Source organism: Microtetraspora niveoalba (assembly GCF_001570405.1).
Lineage (GTDB): Bacteria > Actinomycetota > Actinomycetes > Streptosporangiales > Streptosporangiaceae > Microtetraspora > Microtetraspora niveoalba.
Genome location: NZ_BBYM01000031.1, coordinates 1 through 24,219, shown reverse-complemented (window position 1 = coordinate 24,219; position 24,219 = coordinate 1). Strand labels below are relative to the sequence as shown.

Below are 24,219 nucleotides of genomic sequence, written 5' to 3'. Positions count from 1 at the left end.
CTGCGACGCGCTTGAGCAGCACATTTCGATTCGTGCCACCACCAGCCATCAGGAGGCTCCGTGACAGAGGAAAAGGAAGTACCCGTAGGCCAGGCTCTGAATGGCCTCAACGTCTACCCGCTTCCCCAAGGATGGACCGCTCTGGGCGCGATAGTTCTCGTGAAGTGCCTTGATGAGGAAGGTCACTCCTCATGGGCCTTCAGGACCACGGACGGGCTGAGCGATGAGGAACTTCTCGGTGCCCTGACCGTCCGAACCGATCTCCTCCGCCACAAGCTATACGACGCATACACGAGTGACGACGATGATGAATAAGACCAGGCGCTCTTCCAGCGACAACGTCAGCTTGGGAAGTCTCTAACGCATCTGGTCGCTGAGCTGGGGAGACGCCGACCTGCGAGCAAGTGCTATGAGTACACGTGGTTCCCCACGGGTCCCCCTTGATCACCCCCTAACGGGCACGCCACGGGCACGCCGTCTGGGCTGGAGCTCTGGCGTGCAGGCGTTGTTCGGCGCTGTTGCCGTCAGTAGGCATCTTGACCAGTCGCCTCGGCGTTACGGCGCGATCTCGACTTTAGGTGATCGCTGGCGCGAGCTATAAGTGTTCGCTGTAGACGCCGGTCGCTGTCACCATGTTGAGCATGGGAGATCTTGCTCGTTCAGATTGCGTTTTCTGCGCGATCCTTCGTGGCGAGGCTGAGGCGAGTGTTCCTTACGCCGACGATCGCGTAGTGGTAATTATGGACGTAGGGGCTGTCACTCCGGGCCACCTCCTCGTGATTCCGCGCGTCCACGCCGTCGGACTGGAAGACCTTGATGAGGAGACGAGCGCGCACGTATGGAGGGTCGGCCACCGGATGGGCCGGGCTCTGCGGCGTTCTGGTTTGCGCTGTGAAGGCGTGAACGTTTTCCTCGCGGACGGGAAGGCTGCATTTCAGGAGGTCTTCCACTTTCACCTGCATGTGTTCCCCAGGTTCGAGGGGGACAGCTTCCGAATAGACGCCGACTGGGGCACCAGGGCGCGGAGTCTGCTCGATCAGGAATCTGCGGCGGTCGAGTCCGGCTTGGCAGCGCTGGGATCACTTACAGCGGACACAGGCGCTACGCGTGATCTGCCTGCCTGACATCAGCACTCTGCTCGGCGGTCACCATCGCAGCCTGTTGGACTGGGGCTGAGGTACGAAGTCCCAGTTGGCTGAGACTGCATGATCTCCATCACGCCTGCGCGTCCTACCTGCTCACGGCCTCGGCCGCGGCGCCTGCCGGTCTGCCCCATCTAGGGTGGGCGCATGGCCGAACGGCGTCCCTTGATCGCGCGCAGGCTGCGACCGGGACACTGGGTCGCCGTCGACGCGTTCGCGGCCGTTGCCCTGGCCGCCGGGTTCTCGGTGCCGGCGGTTCTGGTGCCGGAGTCCGCCGGAGTGTCGCCGTATGCGGCCGTGCCGATGATCGCGCTGGCCTGCCTGCCGCTGGCAGGGCGGCGCCGGTGGCCGGTCCCGGTCTGCGCGCTGGTCCTGGTGGCGGCGGTGTTCGCGCCGTTCGTCCGGTGGGAGGAGGCGTTCGTGCCCTTGGCGGTCGCGCTGCACGCGGTGGCGCTGCTGGAAGCACGCCGGACGGCGGTAGCGGCGCTGGTGGCCGCGCTGGCCGTGACCGCCGCCGGTGCCGCGATCGACTCACCCTCGTGGGCCGAGGCGGCGTCGGCGTGCGGATTCGCCTGGCTGGTGCTCGGTCTGGCGTGGACGATCGGGCTTGCCGTACGGGAACAGCGCGCGTACGCCGCGCAGGCCGTCGCACGGTCGGCGCAGGCCGCGGCCGCGGCGGAACGGCTGCGCATGGCTCGTGACGTGCACGACAGCGTCGCCCACAGCATGAGCCTGATTTCCATGCGGGCCGGCATCGCCAACCACGTCGCCGCCACGCACCCCGAGGAGGCGGGTGAGGCCCTGTCGATCATCGAGGAGACCAGCCGGAAGGCGCTGGCGGACCTGCGCCGCCTCCTCGGTCTGCTGCGCGATGCCTCCGGGGACCGGGACGGTCCGCCGTACACGCTGGACTCGCTGCGCGAGCTGGTCGCGGCGATTCCGGCCGGCGACGTTCGGGTGGAGCTCGACGTCGAGCCCGGCCCCGCGCTGGGCGACGAGGTGGCCCTCGTCGTCTATCGCCTCGTGCAGGAGTCGCTGACCAACGTGCTCAAACACGCCGGCCCGGCCCGATGTCGGGTGGTGGTCGGCACCCGTGCGGAGCGCGAGCTGGTGGTCGAGGTCGTCGACGACGGTCGCGGGGGTGCTGCGCCGCGTGAGGGGGGCCACGGGCTGGCCGGGCTGGAAGAGCGGGTGACCCTGTACGGCGGAACGTTCTCGGCGGGACCGGAGCCCGGAGGCGGCTTCGCCGTTCGCGCGAGGCTGCTGTTGCCAGGCGGTTCCGGGGAGGATGAGAGGTGAGCACGTTCACGGTGCTGGTCGCCGAGGACCAGGCGTTGCTGCGCGCGGGGCTGCGCAGGCTGATCGACAGCGCCCCCGACCTGGAGGCCGTCGGCGAGGCCGGGACGGGGGAGCAGGCGGTGGAACTGGCCCGCGGCCTCCGGCCCGACCTGGTGCTCATGGACGTCCGTATGCCCGGCCTCGACGGGATCAAGGCCACTGAGCTGATCCGGGCCGACCCGATGACCGCCGCGACGCGGGTGGTGATGCTGACCACGTTCGATCTCGACGAGTACGTCTACGGGGCGTTGCGGGCCGGAGCCAGCGGATTCCTGCTGAAGGACACCCGGCCGGGCGACCTGCTGGAGGCGCTGCGCATCGTGGGGGAGGGGCAGGCGCTGCTGGCCCCGTCGGTCACCACACGGCTGATCGGGGAGTTCGCCCGGCGCGAGCCCACCGGAATCCCGGCCCGACTGGCGGCGGGGCTGACCCGGTTGTCCGGCCGGGAGCGGGAGGTGCTCTCGCTGGTGGCTCGAGGGTTGACCAACCCGCAGATCGCCGAGCGGCTCGGCATCGGGCCGGCGACGGTCAAGACCCATATCCGCAGCCTGCTGGCCAAGCTCGCCGCGCACGACCGGGCGCAGCTCGTCATCGCCGCCTACGAGGGCGGCGTGGTCACGGCCGGCGGGCAGGGGCCATCAGCGGCGGTAGGAGACCTCGGGGAAGGCGGGTGACGGGCCCTGCAGCAACGCCTGCGGACGGCCGCGCAGGTTCTGCTCGAAGAAGGCCAGCGGGTAGGCGCGCTGGAAGGCCAGCGCGCGCTCGGCCGGGATCGTGCCGACGACCTCCTGGAGCTGCTCCTTGCTCAGCCCCAGCGGCCCGGCCGACATGGGGATGAGCAGGACGTCGTCGCCGAAGGAGTTGTGCGCCGCCCCCTTGAGCGTCACGTTGAGCCGCCAGCCGCGCAGGCCGTCCCAGAAGGTGCGCAGCGTCGGATTGGTCGCCATGCCGCCCTTCCCGTCGGTGTCGACCACCATGTACGGCCGGTCGAGGCTGGACTGCGCGACCTTGCCGAAGACGGCGCCATCCAGGCCGAGCCCGGCCTTGATCCGCGGGTCGGCGTACATGGCGGAGGAGGTGGCCGCGCCGCCGAGCGAATGCCCGAACATTCCGATCCGCGCGAGGTCGAAGAGCGGCTTCCCGTTACGGCCGGGCAGCTTCTCCTCCAGGGAGGGCAGGCTGTCCAGGACGAAGCGCACGTCGGCCACCCGGACGTCGACCGCCTTGGCGAAGCCGGTCAGCTCGCCGCCCGTCTCCACCCGGCCGCCGGGAAACTCCACCACCGCCGCGTCATAGGGGTGATCGACGGTGACCACCGCGTACCCCTTGCTGGCCAGCTCCTCGACGACGCCGGTCCCGTACGCGCGCGAGGCGTTGGCGCCCGGCGAGTACAGGACGACCGGCAGCCTGCCCAGGCTCGCGTCGACGGGCGCGCCCTCGTGGCCGTCGGTCCTGTCCAGTAGCAGCGAGCCCGGCTCCAGGTCGTTCATCTCCAAGTACCGATCCGCCGCCGCCTTCGGCATCCAGGGGGCGACCGGGTGGGCCCGCACGTCCCGGGCCGGGTACCACAGGCTGACCATCAGCTCCCGCTTCCGGCCGGAGCCGTTCCAGGGATCCGGGCGGGACCGGTCGACCAGGTGGACCGAAACGGTCCCCACCGGATGCGGGCCCGTCGGCTTCGGGACGGTCAGGCGCTGCGGTGGGGTGAAGCCGCATCCGGCCAGCGTGAGGGCCAGGGCGGTGATGATGAGTGCACGTTTCACCCTGTTCACGGTGCCGGTCGGGTACGGCTGCCGCCTCTGGCGTGGGTAGGATCTCCGGCTCAACCCAGGAGGGTAGAGCTCGACGAAGACTCCACCACCCCGGCCTGGTGTCCCTCGGCCCCGGCCACCTGGTTGACTGCGGCACCATCAGTCGCCCGCTCGTACAGGACGACCCGGCACTCGGTGTCGTCGCCGTCGCCTACGCCCTCATACGCCGGTCCGATGCCACGGCCCCGGCTGCCGGCACCGTCGCCGTCAACCCCGGTGGGCCTGTCAGGTGGCCTCACCCAACTGCTCGGCCGGCCGCTCCAGGCCACCCTTGATGAGCTGCCCATACTCGTCGTCGCCGAGCGCGCGGTCCTCTAGCCAACGTCGAGCCATACGGCCTGCGCGTGCTTGGGATCGCCGGCCCACCAGGCTGAGCGCTTGCAGGCGCTGGCAGGTAGCTCCTCGCCGATGACGCGGGCGACCTGAGCGAAGCTCGTTGTGACGTGCCCGCATCCGCCCTGCTGGAGATGATGGGCCAGGCGTTCGTCCTGTTCTCGGGCGACCACGCCGTCAGTGTGAAGGCCAATTCGGCGCTTGTCATGAGCGGCCTGGATGCAGGGGAGCGGACATGTCCAGCGATCACGCTGCTCGACATTCGCCGATGCGATTGATTAGACGCGCACGCCGCACAGGCTGTCGGCCTCGGCCGAGATCAACGCCTCGGCCATGGTCTTCACCGTGGCGCCGACGAACGCCGCCGCCTGGCCTACCGTGAGCCCGTCCGTCATTGGCTCGACGAACCGTCCCGGTCATGGGCCGCTGCCGTCTCGCGTACGGCCTCGGCCACAGCCCGGAAGTCCTTGCGCAGAATGTGGGAGTGGCTGCTCGCGACCTTCGCGCTGACCCGGAGGTTCGGGTTGCGGGCGAGCACCGGATCGAGTGAGGCGCGTGCCTGCTCCATCTCCTCCTGGCTCCCGCCAAGGCCGGCACCCGTGGCCAGGACGTACCGCACCGGGTAGGTCACGCGGTCGAGGACCGTCGCGAGGGCGGCCGCGATCTCGTTGAGCTCGATGTTGACCTCGGCGTGCTGGTCGGCGGTCATCTGCGCGGTCAGGCCCAGCGTGCGCACCAGCGGCATCAACAACCGCATCCGGCGGAACAAGCGCCGGATGCGCTCACGGCCATCCTCGCCGGTCAAGCCGTACGGAACAGCGCCGGCCACGGACACCGCCCCCAGGACGCGGTCCGGATTCCGGTCGGCCCAGTGCACCGCGACCACCGCGCCGTAGGACCAGCCGACCAGCAGCGGCCGGTCCACACCTCTCGCCGCAAGGACGGCATCGACATCACGGACGCACGCCTCGAAGGAGTAATCCGCCGACCGCTTCGATCGGCCGCGGGCCCGCTCGTCGTAGGTGATGTGCCGCCAGCCGCTGCCGAGTTCAGAGATCACAGGCCGCCAGGGCCGCTGGTCGGCGTAGGCGCCGTTCAGATAGACGACGGGACGGCCGGGGCCGCCGGTGTCGGTCACGGCCAGCGCCGTGTCGTCGACCGGCACCATGCCGGTCCAGGCCGAGTCGGCCGGTTTCGAGATAGCCATGCGATGAGTGTGAACCCTGCCCCAAGGCCAAGGGCAAACATGCGGTGAGCTGCTGTGGTGCTCAGTCGGGAGGGGAGGCGGCGACAGAGGGACGCTGGAACGCGGTGGAACGGATTGGAACGCCTTCCAGGTGAGTGCCGCCGGGCACTCGAAACGGAAGGTGAATCAGATGAACAGACGCGTTCTGACCACCGCGCTCGTGGTGGCCACGATGATGGCCTTCGGCGGTGCCGCACAGGCCGCCACCACAGCCACCGCCACCGGCAAGCTGGGCAAGGACCCCGGGCCGTTGACCCAGTCCCGGTGCGACGCCATGGCGTACTCGATCGATCTGCTCAATCAGTGGGCGGAGGGCAGCAAGGATCCCGCCGCGGCCAAGCGGTTCCTGACCTCGGCGGACACCGTTCGCACCGTAGGCGAGTGGCGGGGGTGCAAGATCACCACGACCGGCAGCGGATCCAACGCACGTACGGTTGCCACCGCCACGGGCAGGTCGAACTTCCCAGGCATGAAACCGGCAACTCAGGCTGAGTGCGATGGTTTCGCCTCCGTGCTCGACTCCATGGAGGAAGGGGCGAACGCGGTCAAGGAAGACTTCGGAAAGAAGGCGATCGCATCCGCGCAGTTCGTCGTCATGTCCACCGGCGAAGCCAAGGGGTGCACGTTCCAGTCCGCTTGACGGGTGACGGCGGCCGACAGGCCGCCGTCAGGGACGGTAACAGCAGCGGGCGCCGGTCTGTACGGTGGCACGAAGCTCATCGCCGATGACCGGGTCCGCCTCGCTGATCCGATCGAGGGCGCGCCGGATCGCCTTCCCAACGGAGACCCGGGCCCGCTCCCGGTCACCGGTGAATCCGCGTGCCCGGCCCCCCAGACCGGTCGCCCGGCCGAGTTCGGCGATCAGCCAATCCTGCTCGGCGCGCAACGCGGAGGCGCGTTCGCTCCCGCCGGTCGGGCCGAGTTCGTCGAGTTCGGCTGCCAGCCGTACCAACCGCTCCCGGTACGCCTGCCTGGCCGTGTTGTCCAGCAGCGGCTGGGCCGGGGTGACATCCCCGGCGGTCAGCACCTTCATGCCCGCGGCCAGGTCGATGGCGGAAACCTCGTGTCCGGGGTTGGCGAGCAGCACCGCCAGGTGCCGCATGCCGACGCAGTGGCCCACCAGCACGGCCCGCGTGCCCATCTCGACCCGCCACCGCCCGCCCCGGCGCTGGATCACCACCTGGGCCGCCCCGCCGGAAACGCCGGAACCGCCCGCGTGGATCACCGGACGCCGCCCCGCCTCGGAAGGCAGTACCACGCCGAGCTCCGCCGCATCACGTACGGCGATGGCGTGTTCCTCCCGGGCCGCCTCGTCCCGGGGCCCGTCACGCAGCCGCAGTGCCTGGCCCAGACGCCATCGCGACAGAGTCACCGCCGGCCAGTGCCCCAGCGCCGAGTTGTCGCGGATGGCCGCGCCCAGATGCGCCACCGCGTTCCCGGCGTCGCCGCAGGTCAGCGAGGCCACCCCGAGCGTATGGTGTACCGAACCGAAGCAGGCGGCCCCGAGGCTGACCATGACCGGTAGGCGCGCGAAGGGGCGGAGCAACGCGTACGCCTGTGCCGAGATCTCCGCGTCGCCGACCAGGTGGGCGGCCTCCACGGCCCCGTACATCGCCACCAGCCAGCTACTGGATCTGGACAGGCCCGCCAGGCCGGGGCCGCGCAATCTGGCCAGCGCGCCCACCGCCTGACGGCGATCTCCCGCCGAGGCCGCGGCGACCGCCAGTGCGGCGAAGCCGGAGTTGTCCACGGCGCTGAGCTTGGGCGAGTTCACCAGCTCAGACAACATCGGAAGCAGTTCGGCGACACGGCCCTGGTACCAGCGGATCGCGACCAACTGCCCGGCGTGCCACACCGCCCCGTCGACGTCGCCGGCCGTCGTGCCTCGCTCGGCACAGGCGGCCGCCCGGGCTTCGGCCTGCCCGAACCCGCCGCCCCGGATGGCGAGCATCACCTCGATCGCGTCGGCCACGAACCCGGCGGCCAGATGGTCTCGATCTGCCAGCAGGCCGCGAAGTTCGGCCAGGCCGCGACCGGCGTGCGGATCCGCGTCCAGGAACAGATCGACGGTTCGCCACAGCAACCCCATCAGCAGATCGCTGCGGCGAGCCGTCCTGGACGCGGTGGCGATCAGCTCCTGGGCGAGTTCGAGCCGCAGGGCTCCGTCTCCGGGGCCGAGCACGCAGTGATGAGCCAAGTTCAGGGCCTCCGCCAGGGCGACGGAGTCACCCCGGCTCCTCGCCTCCTCGACCATGGCGAGGACCGCGGCATGCCCGCCGGTACGGTAGTCCTCCTCAGCGGCCAGCCGCGTGCGCAGCCGGAGCGCCAGCACGGAATCCGGGGCGATGATCGACAGAGCGTGGCGCTGTCGTGCCCGGACGGCGGCCGCGTCCGCGGCCGTCCGATGTTCGTGCACCCACAGCCCGCCGAGCCCGAGAGCGGCACGCGCCATCGCGGGTCCGTCATCGCACCGCTCTGCTTCCCGGTAGGCCGAGTCGAAGCAGCGCCGGGCGGTGCACAGGTCGCCCTCGCCGTACAGTGCGCGTTCCCCCGCCAGGAGCGACGATCCGATGCCGTGCTCCGATGGCGTCGGGCTCCCCGTCAGACTCCGCACCCTGTTCCGGGCTCCTTCGTGATCGGGCCCCGTGTCCGCTGTCGCGACCGTAGGCAGCGTTGCTTGCAGGACCCTTGATTACGGCTTACGTCGCCGCCGGAGAGCGTGAAGCCGGCCCTACCGGCCGAGGCGTCCCGATCAGGCGTTCTGAGCCGGCCCCGCAGGCGCAGGCCGAGGTCGCTTCCAGGTCCTCGGCCCGAAGGAGGTGTGGCGGGCTCCGACCGTGTAGCGGCGCAGCCGCGCCCGTACCGGGCCGTCGGTGTTCGGGGCGATCGTCGGCCTGGCCGAGCAGGCGATGTGTCCGGCGACCCGGGGAACGGTCAGAAGATCGTCGCGGATGCCTCGGCGGCTACTTCAACAGCTTCGTCGTCGTGGGGCTCCACTGTGAGCGGCCCTTTCTGCAGCGCGCTGACCGGTTGCGCCTTCGCCAAGGGCGGTTTCTCCGGCAAGTCGCGGGGACACGTACTCGCGCGTCAGATACGACGAAGAGCCCGCCTATCCCCGTGGAACGCCGTGGAACGCCATGGAACGCCTCCCTTTTGAGAGACGCCTCAGAGAAGGGAACGGCAGCACATGTCGCTCAGAAGAATCATGATCGGAGTGGTCCTGGCCATCGTGGCACTGGCCGGTGCCACCGCCCCGGCCTCGGCCGCCGTCCAGTCCGTCGTCGGCGTCCAGGAGACCCAGGAGTTCCAGGGGGACGGGGTCGGTACCAACCGGGCCGCAGCGATCACGATGGCCCGGGCCGACGCCAACGCGCAGGCCGTCGCCGCGGGGTTCCGCAGCACCCGATGCCGGACGGTCAGCTCGAACGCCTTCCCCGACGGACTGGGCTTCTACCTGGCCACGGTCACCATCTCGTGTAGCCGCTGAGCGCTGTCGAAAAGGGGACGGGGTCGACCCGTCCGCTTTCACACCACCGGACCTGAACTGCGCCGGGTTTCGTGGAGGCCGGCCTCCACGAAACCCGGCGCAGTTCGGCCTGGTGCGCTCCAGGAAGCGGGAGCGAACCGGGGCGCCGTCAACGAGGCAGCCGAGATCAGAGCCAGAACCACTCGATCTTCGCCTTGGCCCGCCGCTCCGCCATGAAGGCGGAGAAGGCGGCCCGTCCCGCGGCGGCGAGCGTGGCATTGTCGGGCTGAGCGGGGCGGCGCCGACGTACCACACCGAAGAGAAAGGCATCACGGTAGGGCACCGGACCGACCGCCACCCCCTCGGCGGCGTCACGCAACGGCTCGGGCAGCTCGGCAGCCACCCGGTCGGCCACATGGACGGTGAGGTCTCCGCCAGGACAGGTCACCGCCGCGCCCAGCGCCGCGACGGCGTCATTCTGGCCGGCCAGCTCACCGAGGACGGCTTCCGGCCCGATGGCCCACACGGCCGACACCCGGGCGAAGTCCGCGGCGTGGTCGGTGAAGTAGGCCATGGCCGATTCGGCCTGTATGCGTCTTGTGAACCTGTTCATCCTGGCCAGGGTGAACAGGTGGTTCTGGTACGCCTGCGGGGTGAGACCCACCTGGTCCAGCCAGCGCATCGTGTCGGCGCGGCTGTGCAGCCCGCGCCGCCGCCGGAAGTCGTCGGAGGCCCGCTGCAGCTCGTCCTCCGACGGCTCCTCGTCCTCCTGGGTCTCCAAGGAAAGGATGCAGTAGTCGATCAGATCATCATGCAGGGTCCTGTCCCGCTCGCCGTAGGCCCGCATCGAAAGCAGCGCCGTCTGTACGGACAGGTCCCGGCCATCCACGCGCAACACCTTGCTCGCGGCCCAGTGCGTGGAGTGGTCGACCGCCCACGGCACGCCGTCCTCGGCGGAGGCGGTGAGCGCGACGGTGCCGCCGTCCGGGTGGTCGATGAGCAGGTCGTAGTCGACCTGCGGGGTGCCCGGCCGTTCGTCCACGACGAGCTGGGCGCGGCAACCGGGGTCGGCGGCACGCCAGGCCGCCACGGTCCTGCGCGCCTCGGGCACGGCGTCGCGGTGGCGCGGCAGCCCACGCAGCAGTTCGACCGCCCCGGCGAGCGTCTGCGGGTAGCCGGTCACGCGGGCACCTCCTGACCGGCCGGGCGCTCTCCGGCCGCCAGCCAGTCGGCGATCGCCTCGGAGATGGGCAGGTCGATGAACTCCTCCAGCCATCCCCACTGACCGTTGGGGTTCAACTCCAGGTACACGTACTCGCCTTCCGGGGTGAGGATCATGTCGAGGCAGCCGAAGGCCAGGCCCAACGATCTGACCAGTTCGACACAGCGCCGTTCCACGTCCTTCGGCAGGTCGTGGATGGCGTAGCTGATGAAGGTGCCTTCGTAGTGGCGGAAATCGTCCCGGGTCATCCGCGACGCCTGGGAGTCCATCGCGACGGCGAACACCCGGTCGCCGACGACGGTGATGCGCAGCTCGACCGCCTTTTCGATCTTCGGCTGGAGGATCACCGGCGCGTGCGCCAGGCGGTGGCGGCTGGTGAGGTGCCGCCGGGTCACCGAGGTGGTGTAGAAGCCGTGCTCCTCCCCGTGGAGTTCGTAGGGCACCAACTCGACCTCCTTGGCGATCAACCGGCCGCCCGTCGCCGTCCAGCCGTCGGCCAGTTCCTCGGGATCGTTGGTCATGGTCGTCGCCGGTACGGTGAAGCCCATCCGGGCGCCGGCCGCGAGGTTGACCAGCTTGTTCTGGGTACGCCGCAGCGTGTTCAGGTCGGCGGGGAACCACCGGGCGTCGTAGGTGTCGCTCCAGCCGTCGATGAAGATCCGGCCGAGCTTCGCCACATGCTCACGGTGTCCGGGGTCGGCCACGGCGGGCGCCGCCTCCGGCGGCTGCGGGCGGCGCACCCAGACGGTGCTGACGGCCGACGAGTCGATCTCGGCGTCGTCCGTGATCAGCGTGTGCCGCCAGGCACCGCCGACCAGGCGGGAGGTGATCCGGGCGGTGGCGGGATAGTCGCCGGGGTCCCACCAGTACACCTCGACGCCACGCTCGACGAGCTTGGGCAGGACGAGGTTGACGCCAATGTCGTCCTTGCTGCTGAGTATCAGGATCACCGGATGCTCCTAGAAGGAGAGCGGCGCTCCGCGGAGCGCCGCTCCGCTCGATCGTTAGCTGAGGTCCCAGCAGGTGTCCGGCTGACCGTTGTTGATCGAGGTGCAGACCTTCGGGCTCGGACCAATCATGTCGCGACCGCCGATGACCGCGTCCAGCACGTCGTCAGGCAGCTCGGCGCCGTTTTCCAGATCATCGATTCGAATGGTCATTCTCAACTCCTCATCGTGTCGCGGACGTTCGCCCGTCCGCGTTCGTGAACAGAACAGAGCAGAAAGACGTCCTCGGGAGGCTCCGATGGAGCCGGTTCGGCTGCCTCGCTCGGATCGTCGATGTGCATCGTCGTGGAACGCCTCCCTGCTCACTGAACTGGATCGTGCGAGGGCCGTCTTGCAGGCGGCTGCAATGTGGGTGGGAAGCGGGTCCTGACTCGCGCGGACCCCAGGCCGGCAAGCCGACCGAGGATGCCGTCACGCCGTGCGGACCGCAAGACGGCGACCTCAGCCACTCACAAGTCCCTTCCAACCGCACAGCCCTAGCGTTCGTCAGCGACCGGTTCTCAGATTCGGCCACCAGAGAGAGGACCATGTCGAAGATCACGGCCGGCGATCCGAACGACGCCACCCTCCCGGTCCGGCGCCCCCGGGTGGCGCCGGCGCAACAGCAGGAGCGACCGAGGATCTATCGGGAGGAGGCCCTGCGCGAGCACGCCGCACCCCGCCCGGTCCGACTCCTGTCGCCGGTGATCAGCGGCCCGTCGTTCCTCGTGCTGTGGCTGGTCGTGGCGGCGATTCTGGCGGCAGGCACCGTCTTGACCGTGCTGGCGCTGCGCGCGGGAGCGGCCGGATGATTCGCCGCATGCCCGTCATCCTGCAGAACACCGACACCGAGTGCGGTGCCGCCTGCCTGGCCATGGTGCTGTGCAACCATGGCCGGCGCACGACGCTGCACCAGGTCACCGAACGCCTCCAAATCGGCAGGGACGGCCTGAGCGCCAGGGCGCTCCTGGACGGCGCGCGCGAGCACGGCCTCAAGGCCCGCGCGTTCTCCCTGGCCCCCGAGGACCTTGCCCGCGTGCCGCTCCCGGCCGTGGCGCACTGGGAGTTCAACCACTTCCTGGTGGTGGAACGCTGGTCGCCGGACCGCGTGGACGTCGTGGACCCGGCTGCCGGTCGCCGCAGGCTGACCGCCGAGGAGTTCGGCGCCGGGTTCACCGGCGTGCTTCTGGTGTTCGAGCCGGGCGAGGGCTTCCAGCGCGGCACGACCTCGATCGCGAGCGCCTGGCGCAGGGAGTTCGTACGCACGCTGCTTCGGCGGCGTAAGGGCATGCTCGCGCAGATCGTGGCCGCCTCGCTGCTGCTGCAGCTGCTCGGGCTGGCCCTGCCGATGTTCTCCCAGCTCCTGCTGGACAGGATCGTCCCCGCGTACGGCGTGGAGGTGCTCACTCTGCTGGGCGGCTCCGTGCTGCTGGCCGGCGCGGCCCAGTTCGTCATCGGCTACCTCCGCAGCGCGCTGCTGGTGGCCGTGCGGGTCCGCGCCGACCAGCAGCTCACCGAGGGCGTGGTGAGCCATCTCGTGACGCTGCCGTATCGGTACTTCACCCGGCGCGGCACGGGCGACCTGGTCACCCGTGCGGCCAGCGTGTCCACCCTCGGCGCCATCCTCACCGGCCAGATCGTGGCCGCGCTGCTGGACGGGCCGCTGGCCGTCGGCTACCTCGTGGTCGTCTACTTCTGGGACCCCGTCTTCGGGCTGGCGCTAACCGGTGTGGCCGTGCTGCAGACCCTCCTCATGCTGGGCACCACCAACCGCATCGCCACGCTCACCAGGCAGGAGCTGGCAGCGCTGTCGGCGTCGCAGACCAGCCTCATCCAGGCGATCTCCGGCATCGAGACGTTGAAGGCGTCCGGCGCCGAGCAGCGCGCGGTGGAGAAGTGGTCGGCCCACTTCAGCCGGCAACTCGACGCGGACGTGCGGATGGGGCTGGCCCGAGGGCTGCTGGAGTCGGCGTTGTCGGGGATCCGGGTGGCGGCGCCGCTCGGGCTGCTGTGGTTGGGTGCCTGGCGGGTGCTCGACGGGCAGCTCACGGTGGGTGCGCTGATCGCGCTCAACGCCATCGCGCTGGCCGCGCTCACCCCGCTCGGCTCACTTATGACCGGGCTGCAGAGCTTGCAGCAGGCGGGCGCGCACTTCGACCGGCTGTCGGACATCCTGGCCTCCGAGCCGGAGCCGAGCGAGGGCATCGAGGTGCTGCGCCTGCGCGGCGCGATCGAGGTGCGCGGCGTGAGCTTCAGACACGACCCCCGCGCCCCGTGGACGGTGCGGGACGTGTCGGTCGTCATCCGCCCGGGCCAGAAGGTAGCACTGGTGGGTGCGTCCGGGTCGGGCAAGACCACGCTGGCCAGACTGCTGCTGGCGTTGCACGCGCCGGTGCTGGGCGAGATCCGCTACGACGGGGTGCCGGCAGGGGAGCTGAGTCTGCGTACGCTGCGCCGCCAGTTCGGCGTGGTCACCCAGGACCCGTCCCTGTTCAACGGCTCGATCAGGGAGAACATCGGGCTGAACGACCCCGGTGCGCCGCTGGAGCGCGTGATGGCGGCGGCGCGCGTGGCCGCGCTGCACGACGAGATCATGGCCATGCCGATGGGGTACGAGACGATGCTGACTGACGGCGGTGGCCTGTCCGGCGGGCAGCGCCAGCGCCTGGCACTGGCCCGCGCCCTCCTGGGCCGCCCCAAGGTGCTGCTGCTGGACGAGGCCACCAGCAACCTTGACAGCGCTACCGAGTCGGTCATCGAGGCGAACCTGAGCCACCTCGTCCAGACCAGGATCGTCATCGCCCATCGGCTGAGCACGGTCAGGGACGCCGACCTCATCCTCGTCGTCGACAGCGGGCGCATCGTCGAGCGTGGCACGCACGAGGAGCTGATGGCCATGAGCGGCAAGTACGCCGAACTGGTCGCGACGCAGCACGAGCTTCCTGGAAAATCGGCCAGTTACTAAACCGGAGTCCCTTCTCGATCGTCAACGAGAACACCACGGAGCGGCTGCTCACCGGCGGCGACTTCGACGTCGAGTCGGTGACCCGGGTCCCCGACGGGTCGATGTGGATCGGGGATGAGTTCGGCCCGTTCCTCCTGCACGTCGACGGCACCGGCAGGCTGCTGCAGGCTCCGGTCTCGCATCCCGTGCTCAAAGCGCCCCAGAGTCCGGAACTGGCGAGTGGGGAGACGCCAACGGTGGAGAGCAGCCGCGGTTTCGAGGCGCCCGCCTCCTCCCCGGACGGGCGCTACCTCTATCCGGCCGGCGACGGCAACCGGTTCCGGCGCTGCATCCACGAGTTCGACACCCGCGCGAACCGCTACACCGGACGCAGCTGGCAGTACCGGACAGACGGTGCGGACCACCGCATCGCCGACATGCATTCCCTCGACGCCAACCGGGCCATCCTGATCGAGCGGGAGGACGACGAGGGCCCGGCGGCCACCTTCGCCACTGCCGAGGACGCGGCCGGGGCCGGATCCATGTCGCCTTCACCGGCGGCGTGGGAGCGGGTGCGGGTGGGCGCGGTACGCGGGTCACCGGGAACGGCAGCGCGAGCTGCTGCCCCTGGCGAGCGCGGCGCGCCGTACGGGGGGACGGTGTGGGGGTGACCTGGAGTGGTAGCGGGAGCTGCTGCGGAGGGCGGGAACTCCCCGCTGAGGAGGAGGTGGATGGGCTGGGGCGGGTGGGCGGGTTCATCGCGTGACTGACTCCCGAGGTAGAGGTGGTGACACCCGTCGATGACGTAGAGGGGCCGGAGCGAGAGGTGGCTTTGCTTGCCGGGCTGGGCCGCGCGATGCGGGAAGCTGCGCCCTGGTGATGGGCGGCGACTTTCTGACCGGAGGAGGGGGCCGTTCGGGTTTTGCGGAACGCGCCGCCGAGCGCGCCGAGGGTCTTGTAGACGACGACGGCCTTGACCATCCGCATCAGCAGTTGCGGTTTGGCCTGCTGCCAGACGCTCCGCGCCACCCAGCCTGGGATCTTGATCAGCACATACAGCAGGCCGATCAGGATCAGCACGTCCAACGCGCCCCCGGCAGCAGACGACTGCCCGGCCGTCGAAGCAGCGGGGGTGAACAGGTCGCGTGAGTCGGTGAGGTGGACCTTGAAGGCCAACAAGAGCACCAGGGCCTGCAGAACCTGCATCAGCAGCACCCCTGTGAAGCCGCGCCACCACAGCCGGGCGATGCCTTCGGTCTGGGGCAGCGCGTGACACAGCAGCGCGAGCGGAGCGCAGATGATCAGGAACAGCAGCAGGGTGATGCGGATGATGGCGATGAAGGCCAGGATCAGGCCCATCAGCACGCTGCCTCCGGCGAGCAGCACCAGATAAAGCGCGGCATTGACCGGATCGGTGAGGATGGCGGCGACCTTGCCGGCCAGCAGGTCCCCGGCCCGCTGCGCGTCCACGCCTTCCCCGACCAGGCTGCTGGCCAGGCCGTTGGCGAGCTGGACGGCGTACTCGCAGACGGTCAGCGACCCGTTGGACAGGATCGTCGCCAGCACCAGCCGCGGGGCGACCTCCTTGACGGTGGTGGAGGTCTGCGTGCTGCCGTAGGCCATGACGATGATGCCGCCCGCGAGGACGAACAGCACGAGCAGGGCGTTGGAGACGACCATCACCTGGCCGGTCAGCTCCCGCACCCGGGACAGCAGCGACGGCGGCGGTGAGGAGAGCAGGGTCCGCCCGACCATGGCGAAGGCCGGGTTGATCGCGTCCTTCACCAGGTCGGTGAACCAGCCGTTGACAGCCTTGTTCACCTTGCAGCCGACGTCCATCCAGCCGCACTCACCCTTCCCCGCTCCCTTCCCAGCCGGGGCCGGGGAGGGCGGGGCGATCCAGCTCACCTGCGGAGACGGTGAAGGCGCCGGATGTGGGGCCGCAGGAGTTGCGGATGCCGCAGGGACCAGGAAGGCGAGCACGGCGCCAAGGAGAATGAGTGCTGCGGCCAGGCCGCTTGCGGCACTTGCGGTGAGGTGACGGCGCGGGTGTTGACGGGGGGTCACCGTCAGCCTCCGACGATGCCCTTGAGGATGCTGACCAGCAGCGGCGCCAGCGTCGCGATGCCGTACCCAAGGCCGGCGTAGCGCAGGGTCTTCTTGGCCGCCTCGACCTCGCTCGGGTCGCCGCCGGCGAGGATGTAGCGGACCCCGCCGATCGTCAGGAACAGCGTGGCGAGGGCGACGAGCAGACCGACGATGACGTTGCGCAGATTGTCGATCACCTGATTCAGCGACGACGGCGCAGCCAGCGCGGTGGACGCGGTGGCGGTGCTGGGGTCGCTGATCAACCACGTGATACCGGTTCCGATGATGAAGCCGAGCGCTGCACCGGCCGCGACGGTACCGACGTTGGTGAGAACCTGGCGGGTGGTGCCGGGGTTGGATCTCACTGGGTGCCTCCCGAGTCATTGCCCGTGATGCGGTGGAGACGATGGGGCAGGAGTACGGGCGCCTTCGGCTTGCCGTGGCCGGGTGGGCGTCCTCCTTCGAATGGGCTGTGGGTTTGCCGATGCCGGTGGGTGACAGGGACCGGTGGCCGGAGTGCGGCTCGGCAAGCTGGGAAGGAAGCGCCCGTACTGCCCTTGCACCTGTTGAAAGACTTGGCTCAACGCCCCTGTTGGGACATGACCCGACGGAAAATTGATCAGAGGCTTGCCGCCGACAGCTCGCCGTCGATGAGGGCCTTGGCCAGCCGGGCCTCGGCCCGCTGGCGGCGCTTGAGCACCGCGCAGTAGAGCAGGCCGCGGCGGCGGCAGTAGACCGACAGCGGGACGCCCTCCAGCCGAGTCATCCCGATCACCTCGGCCGCCTCCGCCGTGATGATCTCCTGACGGACCGCATCCATCAGGAGCAGATCCGGGTGCCCGGCCGGGTAGGACAGGCTCCTGTCCCCGACCGGGTCAGGGTCTGCCAGCAGGTGGGGCGGCTCGACGGCATGAGCGCGAAGGACCGCGAACCGGGTCAGCCGGAACAGCCGCAGCAGCGGCTGCGTCCAGGTCAGGTTCACCCGCTCCAGGGCCTCCAGGTAGCAGGTGAGTACCTCGGCTTCGAGGTCCTCCCGTTCGACGGTGACCTGCTCTGCCATGGTCCTGACCAGGCGGCGCAGCATTGGCAGTGCGAGCGCGACAGCGGTGACGGTCCACGCGCCGCGATGCGTTCGGGACTGGCTGATGAGGTGCCGCCAGACCTCGTCCCGGATGGTCCGCGCGCAGAGCGGGTGAAGCAGGATCGTCCGCAGTTCATCCAGCGGGATCTCCCGCTTGGGAAGGCCGAAGCACAGCTTGGCGCCGTTGACGGAGAGCGGCTGAGGTCCTTCCATCAGCAGCCGGAATGCGTTCTCCGCGACGTCCAGCGGGAGGCGGGAGGCGGTGGCGGTGGTACGGGGTGTGGTTCCGGGACGGTGCGGTTCGGTACCGGAGCCCTGGTGGTCGTCGCGGGTGGTGACGGTGCCGATGGTGTCGATGCTTGTCATGGTGGCCCCCGAATGGTGATCGGTTCGGACACCGCCGGTCTCCCACCGGCCCCGTACATGAACGGGACACCTTCGGTACGGACACCGAGCACCGCAAACACCCAGCAAAGAGACCGCCATCGTCCGGAACATGATCTGAGCTGGGGAAACAGGAAAAGACAGCGTCATGGAGTGTGCCGCCTCATCTCCCAATGACGTCCCAAAAACGCGCTGACCAGCGACAATCGAAGTCACTGAGCGATTCGGGTCAAGCTTTCGTCACCTCGTAATCGCTTCTCTGTCCCGGCTTGCGGTCGGGGCTCCCCTGGGCCGGCTTATGGGCGAAGCGGCGAAGATGTTCGTGCTGAAGACGTGACGTAGCGTGAGGCGCATGGGGTTCTTCGATGTCCCGCCGCCTCGCCGTATGGAATTCGAAGGCGAGGAAACGGTGCCGCCCGCGTGGAGCGGCCCTCGGAAAGACGTGCTCGGCGCCCTGGTGCCCATCGAGCGGGTGCTGTTCCGCGGTGAGACTCTGGTTCTGGTGCTCACCAGCGCCACTGTCTTTCCCGAAGGTGTTGACTTCGAGGTCACGATGGGGGCACGCCGCAGCGAAGGCGTGGACGATGAGACCTGGTGGAGCCAGCGTGAACTACTGATGGGCAGCCACTTCCATCTCGGGCCCGACCGTCCCCTCCCTGAGGAGATCGAGCGTTTCGGGGTCCGCTTCTCGGATGGAAGCAAGGCGACCATCTTCGACGGGATGCGCCAGACGCCGGAGTGGCCTCCATCTCAACCGGATAGCCCGGTTCTCCTGTCCTTGCACGGAAAGAGCGAGCCGGGCGGCCGCGGGTTTGTGTGCCGGAGCTGGCATCTGTGGCTATGGCCACTGCCGCCGCCTGAGCCGTTCGAGTTCGTCGTGGAGTGGCCAGCCTTCGACGTCCCGTTGACATTCACCGAGATCGACGCGGCCCCGCTGGTCTCAGCCGCCACCCGCGCGCAGCCGTTCTGGCCCTGACATCAGATGCTGGCAACGTCAGTCAGCGCCGCGAGGTGAGGAGCCGTACGAGAAACGTCGTCGGCCGCTAGGCGTCGAACTCGCCATCCTTCACGCCGCCGATGAAGGCTCGCCACTCGGCAGGAGTGAAGAGCAGCTTGGGGCCATCGGGGTTCTTGCTGTCACGGACCGCGATGACGCCCGGAAGGTTGCTGGCGACCTCGACACAGTTGCCGCCGCTGGAGCCGCTCCGGGAGCTCTTCTTCCACGCGGCTGTGGAGAGGTCCACATGGGTCACGTCTTTGACTTCCATTGCTCTCTTACTTCCTTGATCATTTCCAGTGAATGACCGGGACGAAGGGCTTCGGCACGAATCCTGTCATAGGTGTCCCACATGAGGCTCACCAATTCATGCTCGGCGGACACCTCACCTGCTCCTGCTGACTCTATGGACGCCGTGGTCGGCGCATCCGGCAGTTCGGCGAGTGCGAACCCCGACATCAGCCTGACGGTGCAGGGCGCGTCATGCGGAACGATCTGGACCTTTACGTTCTGCCGAGCCGCTACGTCGGTCAGATGGTCGAGTTGCTCATACATGACTTTCGGGCTGCCGATAGGGCGTAGCAGGCTCCACTCGTCCAGCAGGACCCACAAGATGGGGGGATTCTCGCGATCGAGGATGATCTGGCGAGTCATGCGGGCATCTACCTGCTCTTCGATCTCCTGTTCCGAAGCTGCCAGGCCACCACGGAAGACGGCCCTTGCGTAGTCCTCGGTCTGGAGTAGTCCGGGGATCAGTAGCGGGTCCCAGCTCCGTAGTACCCGTGCCCGGGGCTCGATCTCCTCTGACCATCTGAGGAACCAGTGGGGCGCCGACGGGGAGGTGATGTTCTTGCAGAGCCGGGCGAAGAAGTCACCCGTTCCGAACACCTCATCGCATCGGGCTGCAAGGTCCGGTTTGGGGGTCCGGTTGCCGATCTCGATGTGTCCCACGAGCGATCCAGAGACGCCCAGGCGTGTGCCGAGCCGCTCCTGAGATAGACCCGCCTCCTTGCGGGCCCGTGCGAGCTCACGGCCGAAACGCTGAACCGGCGTCAGCCGCGGGTCAAGATCGTTCGCCATTGTTCTCCTTGGTATCTCCTGGCGGAACCATGACGCTTTGCTCCAGGGCTATGACACATCCCTACAACGCGCGGGAGTTTCCGTCGCCCAATTGTCGACGGAATATGTCTACACGGCCACCGGAACTGAGGGCAATCTAAACCCAGATCTTCGTCCCACGACTGAGCAATGACAATCAGCGGACAAACTTCCCCGCCTGCCTGTCCTTGCACAGGCCGTGATCGAAACCGTTTGGGACATGTCATAGGGAGGTGATCACGTGGCTTTGAGAGTGGCGCCGCACGCGCAGGAGCAGCTCATCCATCTGGTGCGACTGGCCTGGGACCTGCGGAGTCTTGGGGGCGCTACCTCGCTTGTGCTGCTTCCGAGTGAATTCCCTGCCCTGGACGTTATGCGACCGAGCGGCAGGCCCCTGCGTGTCGAGATGATTCGCCGGCCGCACGGGTGGGTGTTCACCTGGAGGCCTTCATGGTCGCGTCTATGGCGGCGAGGCGAATGGGCGTGGGCACTCGATGAGAATGCCGCCACAAAGGTCAAAGCGGCGGTGAATCAATGAAAACGCAGAAACTGAGACCTGCGCGAGAGCGCCGCCGGACTGCATATGCGGCCGTCTCGCGCGATCGGAACCTATGCGCTCTTGGCCAAGCCGACTTCGCCGGAAAGGCCGTATCCGTCGGCGCTGCCAGAGCATGGGCCGATGGCCTGCTGGCCGGACATGTCGCGGACGAGGTCCGGGAAGACGCCGTTCTCCTGCTCAGCGAACTGGTTACGAACTCCATCGTGCATTCAGACTCCGGCCGCAAGGCGGGCGGGCTGGTCACGGTCTTCCTGGCGGCCGGGGACGGCGTCGCGCACTGCGAGGTCATCGATGACGGGTCGGCCGCCAGCGTTCCCGTCATCCGTGAGGCATGCCCGGAAGACGGCAGCGGGCGAGGCCTGTGGATGGTGAACGTCATGGCCGACGCCTGGGGAGTCCATCACGATGACGAGGCAGGCAATGCCGTCTGGTTCCGCATAGGCGGACAACCCATGTCAACCCATCTCGTGCCGCTTTCGTCACCTTGTGCGGGAGGTGCAGCGTGAGCGTGTTCCCCATGCCCGACTTCAGTAGCCGGCAAGAGCTCTCCGGCGAGGAACTGCGCGGGATGCGCGAGACGGTCGCCCGAGCGTTGGAGGTGACGGCAGAGATAGCCCGCCGGGAGCAGCGCCACCCACAAGGACTGATCAGCGATGGCCGCCTTACCCGGGGCGGGATGGACGTGGCGACCCAGCTGATGGGTATCCCGCCGGTCTCCGACGAGGAGTGGCGGGACATCACCGGCCCGCCGGGCGGCATCAGCTGGCATCTCCACTAGCAATGATCGAAAAGCTCCGTGCCGCTTGATGCGGTCCCTGATGGCGGCACGGGAGAGCGGTCCCCTCTCTGGGGTGGGCGGGGACCGCTATGTGGGCCTGATGGCGCGTGTGACGCTCCGCGCGTGGACAGGCCGGGCGCGACGGTACGGGCAGCCCCCGACACCTCCGTACCGTCGCGCCCCTTCCGAACCCCGACCGGTCCCTGAAACGCCGTCATGGGCCCACGTCCCCGCCGCTCACGGACACCGCGTATGGGGCGCTCGTAGCCGCAGCGGGCCCGCCGTCATGCGGCGTCGAGACGCGGCAATAGTACGGACCCTCACGCGCATTCGCGTGGAGGCTGTCCCAACCGGCATCTCGCCGCAGGTATTTGAGTAAGTGACAGGGATCAGGTGGCCGGGGTGACCGGGCCACACCATCGTGACGACCTCGCCGCACTCCTTCCAGGACTTCTCCGCTCACTCCTGCCAGCCGCGGCATCTGCCGCTCAGCGTCTGGCTCACCGCACCGGAGGGCCAATCACCCGCCGTCTGCCGCAGCGGCTGCTGCATGCCGGTCACCGGACGACTGGCCCGCCAGCTCATCACGACCTGCACCCGCCCCGGTGATCTGGTCGTCGACATCCACCCCGCCGACCACACGCTGGTGGCCAACGCGATGATCCTCGGCCGCCGCGCCACGGCTGTCATCAGCGACCCCCGCGAGGCGGGTGTCACGTGGACACGGGCAACCACCGGCCGCGACGAAGGCCCGGTGCGCAGGGCGGAGGTTCGCGTCGCCCGAGCCGAGGCCATCTATCCGGCGCTTGCCCACCGGCGCGGCGAAGCAGCCCTCGTCGTCCTCCGGCGGACCTGCGAACCGCCGAACGCGACTGCTGCCGGAGTGCCTCTCCACGAGAGCATCCTGACCGAGCCCGCCGCGCTGCTCACCTGCGGCGGCCACCTGGTCGTCGTCACTGGCCTGCACCTGATGGAAGGCCGTCCGTATGACCCGGTGCCCGGCCTCATACGTGAGGCGCGCCGTGCAGGGCTGGTCTATCTGCAGCACATCGTCGCTATACACGGCCCGGTCCGCCGGAAGCGGATCGTCTTGTCCCTCCTTCCGGCCACCGTCGCTGCCACGCGGGCGAAGGCTGGCCCGCCGCACGTTCCAACGGTGCTGCGGGCGCACGCGGACGTGCTGATCTTCACCAAACCCGCCCGGCCACCGGTCTCGGCCGAGCCGTACCCGAACGAAGGAGGAGAGGAGCGGTGATGAGGGAACCGATCGGATCGGTGTGGGCCACGGGGCAGCAACCCTCCCGGACTCAGCGACGGGGCCGCTACCTGCCCGAGTCGATGAAGCATCCGGGCAAGATGCTGCCCGCCATCGCCGCGAAGGTGATCTCCACCTACACACGGCCGGGCGAGCTGGTGATCGACCCGATGTGCGGGATCGGCACCACTCTGGTCGAGGCGATCCACCACGGCCGGCACGCGGCCGGCATCGAGTACGAGCCCCAGTGGGCCAAACTCGCCGCCGAGAACGTCGCTCACGCCCGCTGGAACGGCGCCCCCGGGACAGCGCAGGTCGTGATCGGGGACTCCCGGAACGCATCCCGCCTCCTGCCGGGCCTGGCCGGAATGGCGGCGCTGATGCTCACCTCCCCGCCCTATGGCTCCTACACGCACGGGCATATCCGCTCCACCCGCGATACCGGCGAGCCGGGCATCCGCAAGTGGAACCACCACTAGGTCCTGTTTCCCGGATCTCCTGATGTGATCAGGGTGTCGCCCCCACCCTGGTCGGCATGGGAGGCCGAGGAGATTTAACCAACGCGGAGTGGGAGCGGCTGAAGCCATTGCTCCCACCCGCGGGAACACGCGGTGGCCGGTGGAGTGAGCACCGCATGGTCATCAACGGGGTGTTGTACCGGGCCCGGACCGGGCTGCCGTGGCGAGACCTGCCGGAACGCTTCGGGCCATGGCTCACGGTGTACAAACGGCATCGCCGCTGGTCTGCCGACGGCACCTGGGAACGTCTGCTCGCGCAGGTGCAGGCCGCCCAGGACGCTGAGGGCGGGATCGACTGGGAGGTGTCGGTCGACTCCACGACGGCTCGAGCGCACCAGCACGCGGCCGGAGCACGGAACGCGCCTCCGCCTATGGCTTCTCCGTTAAAGGGGGGACGAGCTGGGACAAAGCGGTGCGATCTGGTGCTGCAGAGCCTGTCCGCCCGCCTGGCGGAGGTGGTCAAGCAGGTGAATGTCTAGGGCGTTCACGCGGAGGCTTCACCACGAAGATCCACCTGTCCGCCGACGGGCGTTGCCGACCGCTGTCTGTGGTTCTCACCCCTGGACAGCATGGCGACAGCCCGCAGTTCCAGGCCGTGATGGAGAAGATCTCGGTGCCTAGGATCGGGCCTGGACGTCCTCGTAGCCGGCCGGACAGTGTCAGCGCGGACAAGGCCTACAGCTCGCGCAAGAACCGCTCCTACCTGCGGCGACGCAAGATTCGGCATACCATTCCTGAGCCTCGTGACCAACGGGCCAACCGTCGCAGGCGCGGCTCGGCCGGTGGACGGCCTACCGGGTTTGACAAGGAGCGCTACAAGAAGCGCAACGTTGTCGAGCGGGCGATCAACCGGCTGAAGAACTTTCGAGCTGTTGCCACCCGCTACGACAAGCGCGCTTACATCTACCTCGGCACCGTCACCGTGGCAGCTCTGGTGATCTGGCTCCGCACGTGATCCAAGAAACAGGCCCTA

26 protein-coding genes and 2 pseudogenes are annotated in these 24,219 nt (G+C 68.8%); 16 read left to right on the top strand and 12 right to left on the bottom strand.

From position 1 onward, the window contains the following. Positions 1 to 60: 60 nt before the first annotated feature. The 4 genes from AWQ70_RS27645 to AWQ70_RS27630 all read left to right on the top strand — a co-directional run bounded on the left by AWQ70_RS27645 (position 61) and on the right by AWQ70_RS27630 (position 3,154). Entirely contained in the window at positions 61 to 315 is a 255-nt protein-coding gene (locus AWQ70_RS27645; RefSeq protein WP_067182035.1) for a hypothetical protein, read from the top strand. Between the two features lie 317 nt (positions 316 to 632). Then, positions 633 to 1,124, top strand: a complete 492-nt coding sequence (locus AWQ70_RS27640) for an HIT family protein (protein ID WP_306303420.1) — start codon at positions 633 to 635, stop codon at positions 1,122 to 1,124. 165 nt (positions 1,125 to 1,289) lie between these two features. Beyond that, entirely contained in the window at positions 1,290 to 2,441 is a 1,152-nt protein-coding gene (locus tag AWQ70_RS27635) for a sensor histidine kinase (RefSeq protein WP_067182029.1), read from the top strand. Then, entirely contained in the window at positions 2,438 to 3,154 is a 717-nt protein-coding gene (locus AWQ70_RS27630) for a response regulator (RefSeq protein ID WP_067182025.1), read from the top strand. Before AWQ70_RS27635 ends, AWQ70_RS27630 begins: the two co-directional genes overlap by 4 nt. Here the strand turns inward: AWQ70_RS27630 and AWQ70_RS27625 are convergent. Both AWQ70_RS27625 and AWQ70_RS42575 read right to left on the bottom strand, forming a co-directional pair. Beyond that, entirely contained in the window at positions 3,119 to 4,243 is a 1,125-nt protein-coding gene (locus AWQ70_RS27625; protein ID WP_218004682.1) for an alpha/beta hydrolase family protein, read from the bottom strand. The genes AWQ70_RS27630 and AWQ70_RS27625 overlap by 36 nt on opposite strands. Before the next feature lie 362 nt (positions 4,244 to 4,605). Then, the gene (locus AWQ70_RS42575) at positions 4,606 to 4,797 is read right to left on the bottom strand and encodes a DUF7662 domain-containing protein (RefSeq protein WP_444543148.1); all 192 of its coding nucleotides are present in this window, start codon (positions 4,795 to 4,797) and stop codon (positions 4,606 to 4,608) included. Here AWQ70_RS42575 and AWQ70_RS39330 point away from each other — a divergent pair. Further along, a complete protein-coding gene (locus AWQ70_RS39330; protein WP_157530482.1) occupies positions 4,735 to 4,902 on the top strand; it encodes a hypothetical protein in 168 nt (55 codons plus the stop codon). The two genes, AWQ70_RS42575 and AWQ70_RS39330, sit on opposite strands and share 63 nt — an antisense overlap. Before the next feature lie 113 nt (positions 4,903 to 5,015). Here the strand turns inward: AWQ70_RS39330 and AWQ70_RS27620 are convergent, their stop codons facing one another. After that, complete coding sequence (locus AWQ70_RS27620) at positions 5,016 to 5,831, bottom strand: alpha/beta fold hydrolase (RefSeq protein ID WP_067182021.1); 816 nt, start codon at positions 5,829 to 5,831, stop codon at positions 5,016 to 5,018. 169 nt (positions 5,832 to 6,000) lie between these two features. Between AWQ70_RS27620 and AWQ70_RS27615 the strand changes: the two genes are divergently transcribed. Continuing rightward, positions 6,001 to 6,510, top strand: a complete 510-nt coding sequence (locus AWQ70_RS27615) for a hypothetical protein (protein ID WP_067182020.1) — start codon at positions 6,001 to 6,003, stop codon at positions 6,508 to 6,510. Between the two features lie 27 nt (positions 6,511 to 6,537). Here the strand turns inward: AWQ70_RS27615 and AWQ70_RS27610 are convergent, their stop codons facing one another. Further along, on the bottom strand, positions 6,538 to 8,484 hold the full coding sequence (locus AWQ70_RS27610; protein ID WP_245647179.1) for an ATP-binding protein: 1,947 nt from the start codon (positions 8,482 to 8,484) through the stop codon (positions 6,538 to 6,540). A 573-nt stretch (positions 8,485 to 9,057) separates the two neighbouring features. On the opposite strand from AWQ70_RS27610, the gene AWQ70_RS27605 reads away from it, so the two are divergent. After that, positions 9,058 to 9,357: a hypothetical protein gene (locus AWQ70_RS27605; protein ID WP_157530480.1), complete on the top strand. Its 300-nt coding sequence runs from the start codon at positions 9,058 to 9,060 to the stop codon at positions 9,355 to 9,357. A 166-nt stretch (positions 9,358 to 9,523) separates the two neighbouring features. Here AWQ70_RS27605 and AWQ70_RS27600 read toward each other — a convergent pair whose 3' ends face one another. From AWQ70_RS27600 to AWQ70_RS39325, 3 genes are read right to left on the bottom strand one after another with little or no spacing between them, the layout of a single operon-like run. Then, on the bottom strand, positions 9,524 to 10,519 hold the full coding sequence (locus tag AWQ70_RS27600; protein WP_067182016.1) for a TIGR04500 family putative peptide maturation system protein: 996 nt from the start codon (positions 10,517 to 10,519) through the stop codon (positions 9,524 to 9,526). Continuing rightward, the gene (locus AWQ70_RS27595) at positions 10,516 to 11,508 is read right to left on the bottom strand and encodes an MvdC/MvdD family ATP grasp protein (RefSeq protein WP_067182012.1); all 993 of its coding nucleotides are present in this window, start codon (positions 11,506 to 11,508) and stop codon (positions 10,516 to 10,518) included. The genes AWQ70_RS27600 and AWQ70_RS27595 overlap by 4 nt, the downstream gene beginning before the upstream one ends. A 54-nt stretch (positions 11,509 to 11,562) precedes the next feature. Continuing rightward, entirely contained in the window at positions 11,563 to 11,718 is a 156-nt protein-coding gene (locus tag AWQ70_RS39325) for a hypothetical protein (RefSeq protein ID WP_157530478.1), read from the bottom strand. 374 nt (positions 11,719 to 12,092) lie between these two features. Between AWQ70_RS39325 and AWQ70_RS27590 the strand changes: the two genes are divergently transcribed. The 3 genes from AWQ70_RS27590 to AWQ70_RS42475 all read left to right on the top strand — a co-directional run bounded on the left by AWQ70_RS27590 (position 12,093) and on the right by AWQ70_RS42475 (position 15,159). Then, complete coding sequence (locus tag AWQ70_RS27590) at positions 12,093 to 12,356, top strand: hypothetical protein (RefSeq protein ID WP_067182010.1); 264 nt, start codon at positions 12,093 to 12,095, stop codon at positions 12,354 to 12,356. An 8-nt stretch (positions 12,357 to 12,364) separates the two neighbouring features. Then, complete coding sequence (locus AWQ70_RS27585; protein ID WP_245647178.1) at positions 12,365 to 14,509, top strand: peptidase domain-containing ABC transporter; 2,145 nt, start codon at positions 12,365 to 12,367, stop codon at positions 14,507 to 14,509. A gap of 101 nt (positions 14,510 to 14,610) precedes the next feature. After that, a complete protein-coding gene (locus tag AWQ70_RS42475; RefSeq protein ID WP_373282389.1) occupies positions 14,611 to 15,159 on the top strand; it encodes an esterase-like activity of phytase family protein in 549 nt (182 codons plus the stop codon). A 127-nt stretch (positions 15,160 to 15,286) separates the two neighbouring features. Here the strand turns inward: AWQ70_RS42475 and AWQ70_RS42635 are convergent. The 3 genes and pseudogenes from AWQ70_RS42635 to AWQ70_RS27560 form a co-directional block, all read right to left on the bottom strand. Next, a pseudogene (locus tag AWQ70_RS42635) lies at positions 15,287 to 16,243 on the bottom strand (TrbL/VirB6 family protein); the annotation flags it as partial. Between the two features lie 314 nt (positions 16,244 to 16,557). Next, positions 16,558 to 16,941 carry a pilin gene (locus AWQ70_RS27565; protein ID WP_067181994.1) on the bottom strand — a complete coding sequence of 128 codons (384 nt, stop codon included), beginning with the start codon at positions 16,939 to 16,941 and terminating at the stop codon, positions 16,558 to 16,560. A gap of 254 nt (positions 16,942 to 17,195) precedes the next feature. Then, entirely contained in the window at positions 17,196 to 18,023 is an 828-nt protein-coding gene (locus AWQ70_RS27560) for a hypothetical protein (RefSeq protein ID WP_067181990.1), read from the bottom strand. Between the two features lie 370 nt (positions 18,024 to 18,393). Between AWQ70_RS27560 and AWQ70_RS27555 the strand changes: the two genes are divergently transcribed. Then, positions 18,394 to 19,017 carry a hypothetical protein gene (locus tag AWQ70_RS27555; protein WP_067181987.1) on the top strand — a complete coding sequence of 208 codons (624 nt, stop codon included), beginning with the start codon at positions 18,394 to 18,396 and terminating at the stop codon, positions 19,015 to 19,017. 67 nt (positions 19,018 to 19,084) lie between these two features. Here the strand turns inward: AWQ70_RS27555 and AWQ70_RS27550 are convergent, their stop codons facing one another. Continuing rightward, positions 19,085 to 19,309: a DUF397 domain-containing protein gene (locus AWQ70_RS27550; protein ID WP_245647176.1), complete on the bottom strand. Its 225-nt coding sequence runs from the start codon at positions 19,307 to 19,309 to the stop codon at positions 19,085 to 19,087. Further along, the gene (locus AWQ70_RS27545) at positions 19,291 to 20,118 is read right to left on the bottom strand and encodes a helix-turn-helix domain-containing protein (RefSeq protein ID WP_067181984.1); all 828 of its coding nucleotides are present in this window, start codon (positions 20,116 to 20,118) and stop codon (positions 19,291 to 19,293) included. Before AWQ70_RS27545 ends, AWQ70_RS27550 begins: the two co-directional genes overlap by 19 nt. A 552-nt stretch (positions 20,119 to 20,670) precedes the next feature. Here AWQ70_RS27545 and AWQ70_RS38065 point away from each other — a divergent pair. The 5 genes and pseudogenes from AWQ70_RS38065 to AWQ70_RS38060 form a co-directional block, all read left to right on the top strand. Next, complete coding sequence (locus AWQ70_RS38065) at positions 20,671 to 21,201, top strand: ATP-binding protein (RefSeq protein WP_084517876.1); 531 nt, start codon at positions 20,671 to 20,673, stop codon at positions 21,199 to 21,201. Beyond that, positions 21,198 to 21,473 carry a hypothetical protein gene (locus tag AWQ70_RS27535; RefSeq protein ID WP_067181977.1) on the top strand — a complete coding sequence of 92 codons (276 nt, stop codon included), beginning with the start codon at positions 21,198 to 21,200 and terminating at the stop codon, positions 21,471 to 21,473. The genes AWQ70_RS38065 and AWQ70_RS27535 overlap by 4 nt, the downstream gene beginning before the upstream one ends. Positions 21,474 to 22,023: 550 nt before the next feature. Then, the gene (locus AWQ70_RS27530) at positions 22,024 to 22,728 is read left to right on the top strand and encodes a hypothetical protein (RefSeq protein WP_218004681.1); all 705 of its coding nucleotides are present in this window, start codon (positions 22,024 to 22,026) and stop codon (positions 22,726 to 22,728) included. Beyond that, the gene (locus tag AWQ70_RS27525) at positions 22,728 to 23,207 is read left to right on the top strand and encodes a TRM11 family SAM-dependent methyltransferase (protein ID WP_067181971.1); all 480 of its coding nucleotides are present in this window, start codon (positions 22,728 to 22,730) and stop codon (positions 23,205 to 23,207) included. The genes AWQ70_RS27530 and AWQ70_RS27525 overlap by 1 nt, the downstream gene beginning before the upstream one ends. Positions 23,208 to 23,269: 62 nt before the next feature. Beyond that, positions 23,270 to 24,201 (top strand): annotated as a pseudogene (locus AWQ70_RS38060) (IS5 family transposase); the annotation flags it as partial. Positions 24,202 to 24,219 lie beyond the last annotated feature (18 nt).

Bases quoted from the DNA above. Each gene is read 5' to 3' on its own strand.
- AWQ70_RS27545 (WP_067181984.1), bottom strand. From the start codon at position 20,118: ATGGCGAACGATCTTGACCCGCGGCTGACGCCGGTTCAGCGTTTCGGC.
- AWQ70_RS38065 (WP_084517876.1), top strand. From the start codon at position 20,671: ATGAAAACGCAGAAACTGAGACCTGCGCGAGAGCGCCGCCGGACTGCA.
- AWQ70_RS27550 (WP_245647176.1), bottom strand. From the start codon at position 19,309: ATGGAAGTCAAAGACGTGACCCATGTGGACCTCTCCACAGCCGCGTGG.
- AWQ70_RS27640 (WP_306303420.1), top strand. From the start codon at position 633: ATGTTGAGCATGGGAGATCTTGCTCGTTCAGATTGCGTTTTCTGCGCG.
- AWQ70_RS27635 (WP_067182029.1), top strand. From the start codon at position 1,290: ATGGCCGAACGGCGTCCCTTGATCGCGCGCAGGCTGCGACCGGGACAC.
- AWQ70_RS27585 (WP_245647178.1), top strand. From the start codon at position 12,365: ATGCCCGTCATCCTGCAGAACACCGACACCGAGTGCGGTGCCGCCTGC.
- AWQ70_RS27605 (WP_157530480.1), top strand. From the start codon at position 9,058: ATGTCGCTCAGAAGAATCATGATCGGAGTGGTCCTGGCCATCGTGGCA.
- AWQ70_RS27560 (WP_067181990.1), bottom strand. From the start codon at position 18,023: ATGACAAGCATCGACACCATCGGCACCGTCACCACCCGCGACGACCAC.
- AWQ70_RS27555 (WP_067181987.1), top strand. From the start codon at position 18,394: ATGGGGTTCTTCGATGTCCCGCCGCCTCGCCGTATGGAATTCGAAGGC.
- AWQ70_RS39325 (WP_157530478.1), bottom strand. From the start codon at position 11,718: ATGACCATTCGAATCGATGATCTGGAAAACGGCGCCGAGCTGCCTGAC.
- AWQ70_RS27530 (WP_218004681.1), top strand. From the start codon at position 22,024: ATGCCGGTCACCGGACGACTGGCCCGCCAGCTCATCACGACCTGCACC.
- AWQ70_RS27590 (WP_067182010.1), top strand. From the start codon at position 12,093: ATGTCGAAGATCACGGCCGGCGATCCGAACGACGCCACCCTCCCGGTC.
- AWQ70_RS27620 (WP_067182021.1), bottom strand. From the start codon at position 5,831: ATGGCTATCTCGAAACCGGCCGACTCGGCCTGGACCGGCATGGTGCCG.
- AWQ70_RS42475 (WP_373282389.1), top strand. From the start codon at position 14,611: ATGTGGATCGGGGATGAGTTCGGCCCGTTCCTCCTGCACGTCGACGGC.
- AWQ70_RS27615 (WP_067182020.1), top strand. From the start codon at position 6,001: ATGAACAGACGCGTTCTGACCACCGCGCTCGTGGTGGCCACGATGATG.
- AWQ70_RS27525 (WP_067181971.1), top strand. From the start codon at position 22,728: ATGAGGGAACCGATCGGATCGGTGTGGGCCACGGGGCAGCAACCCTCC.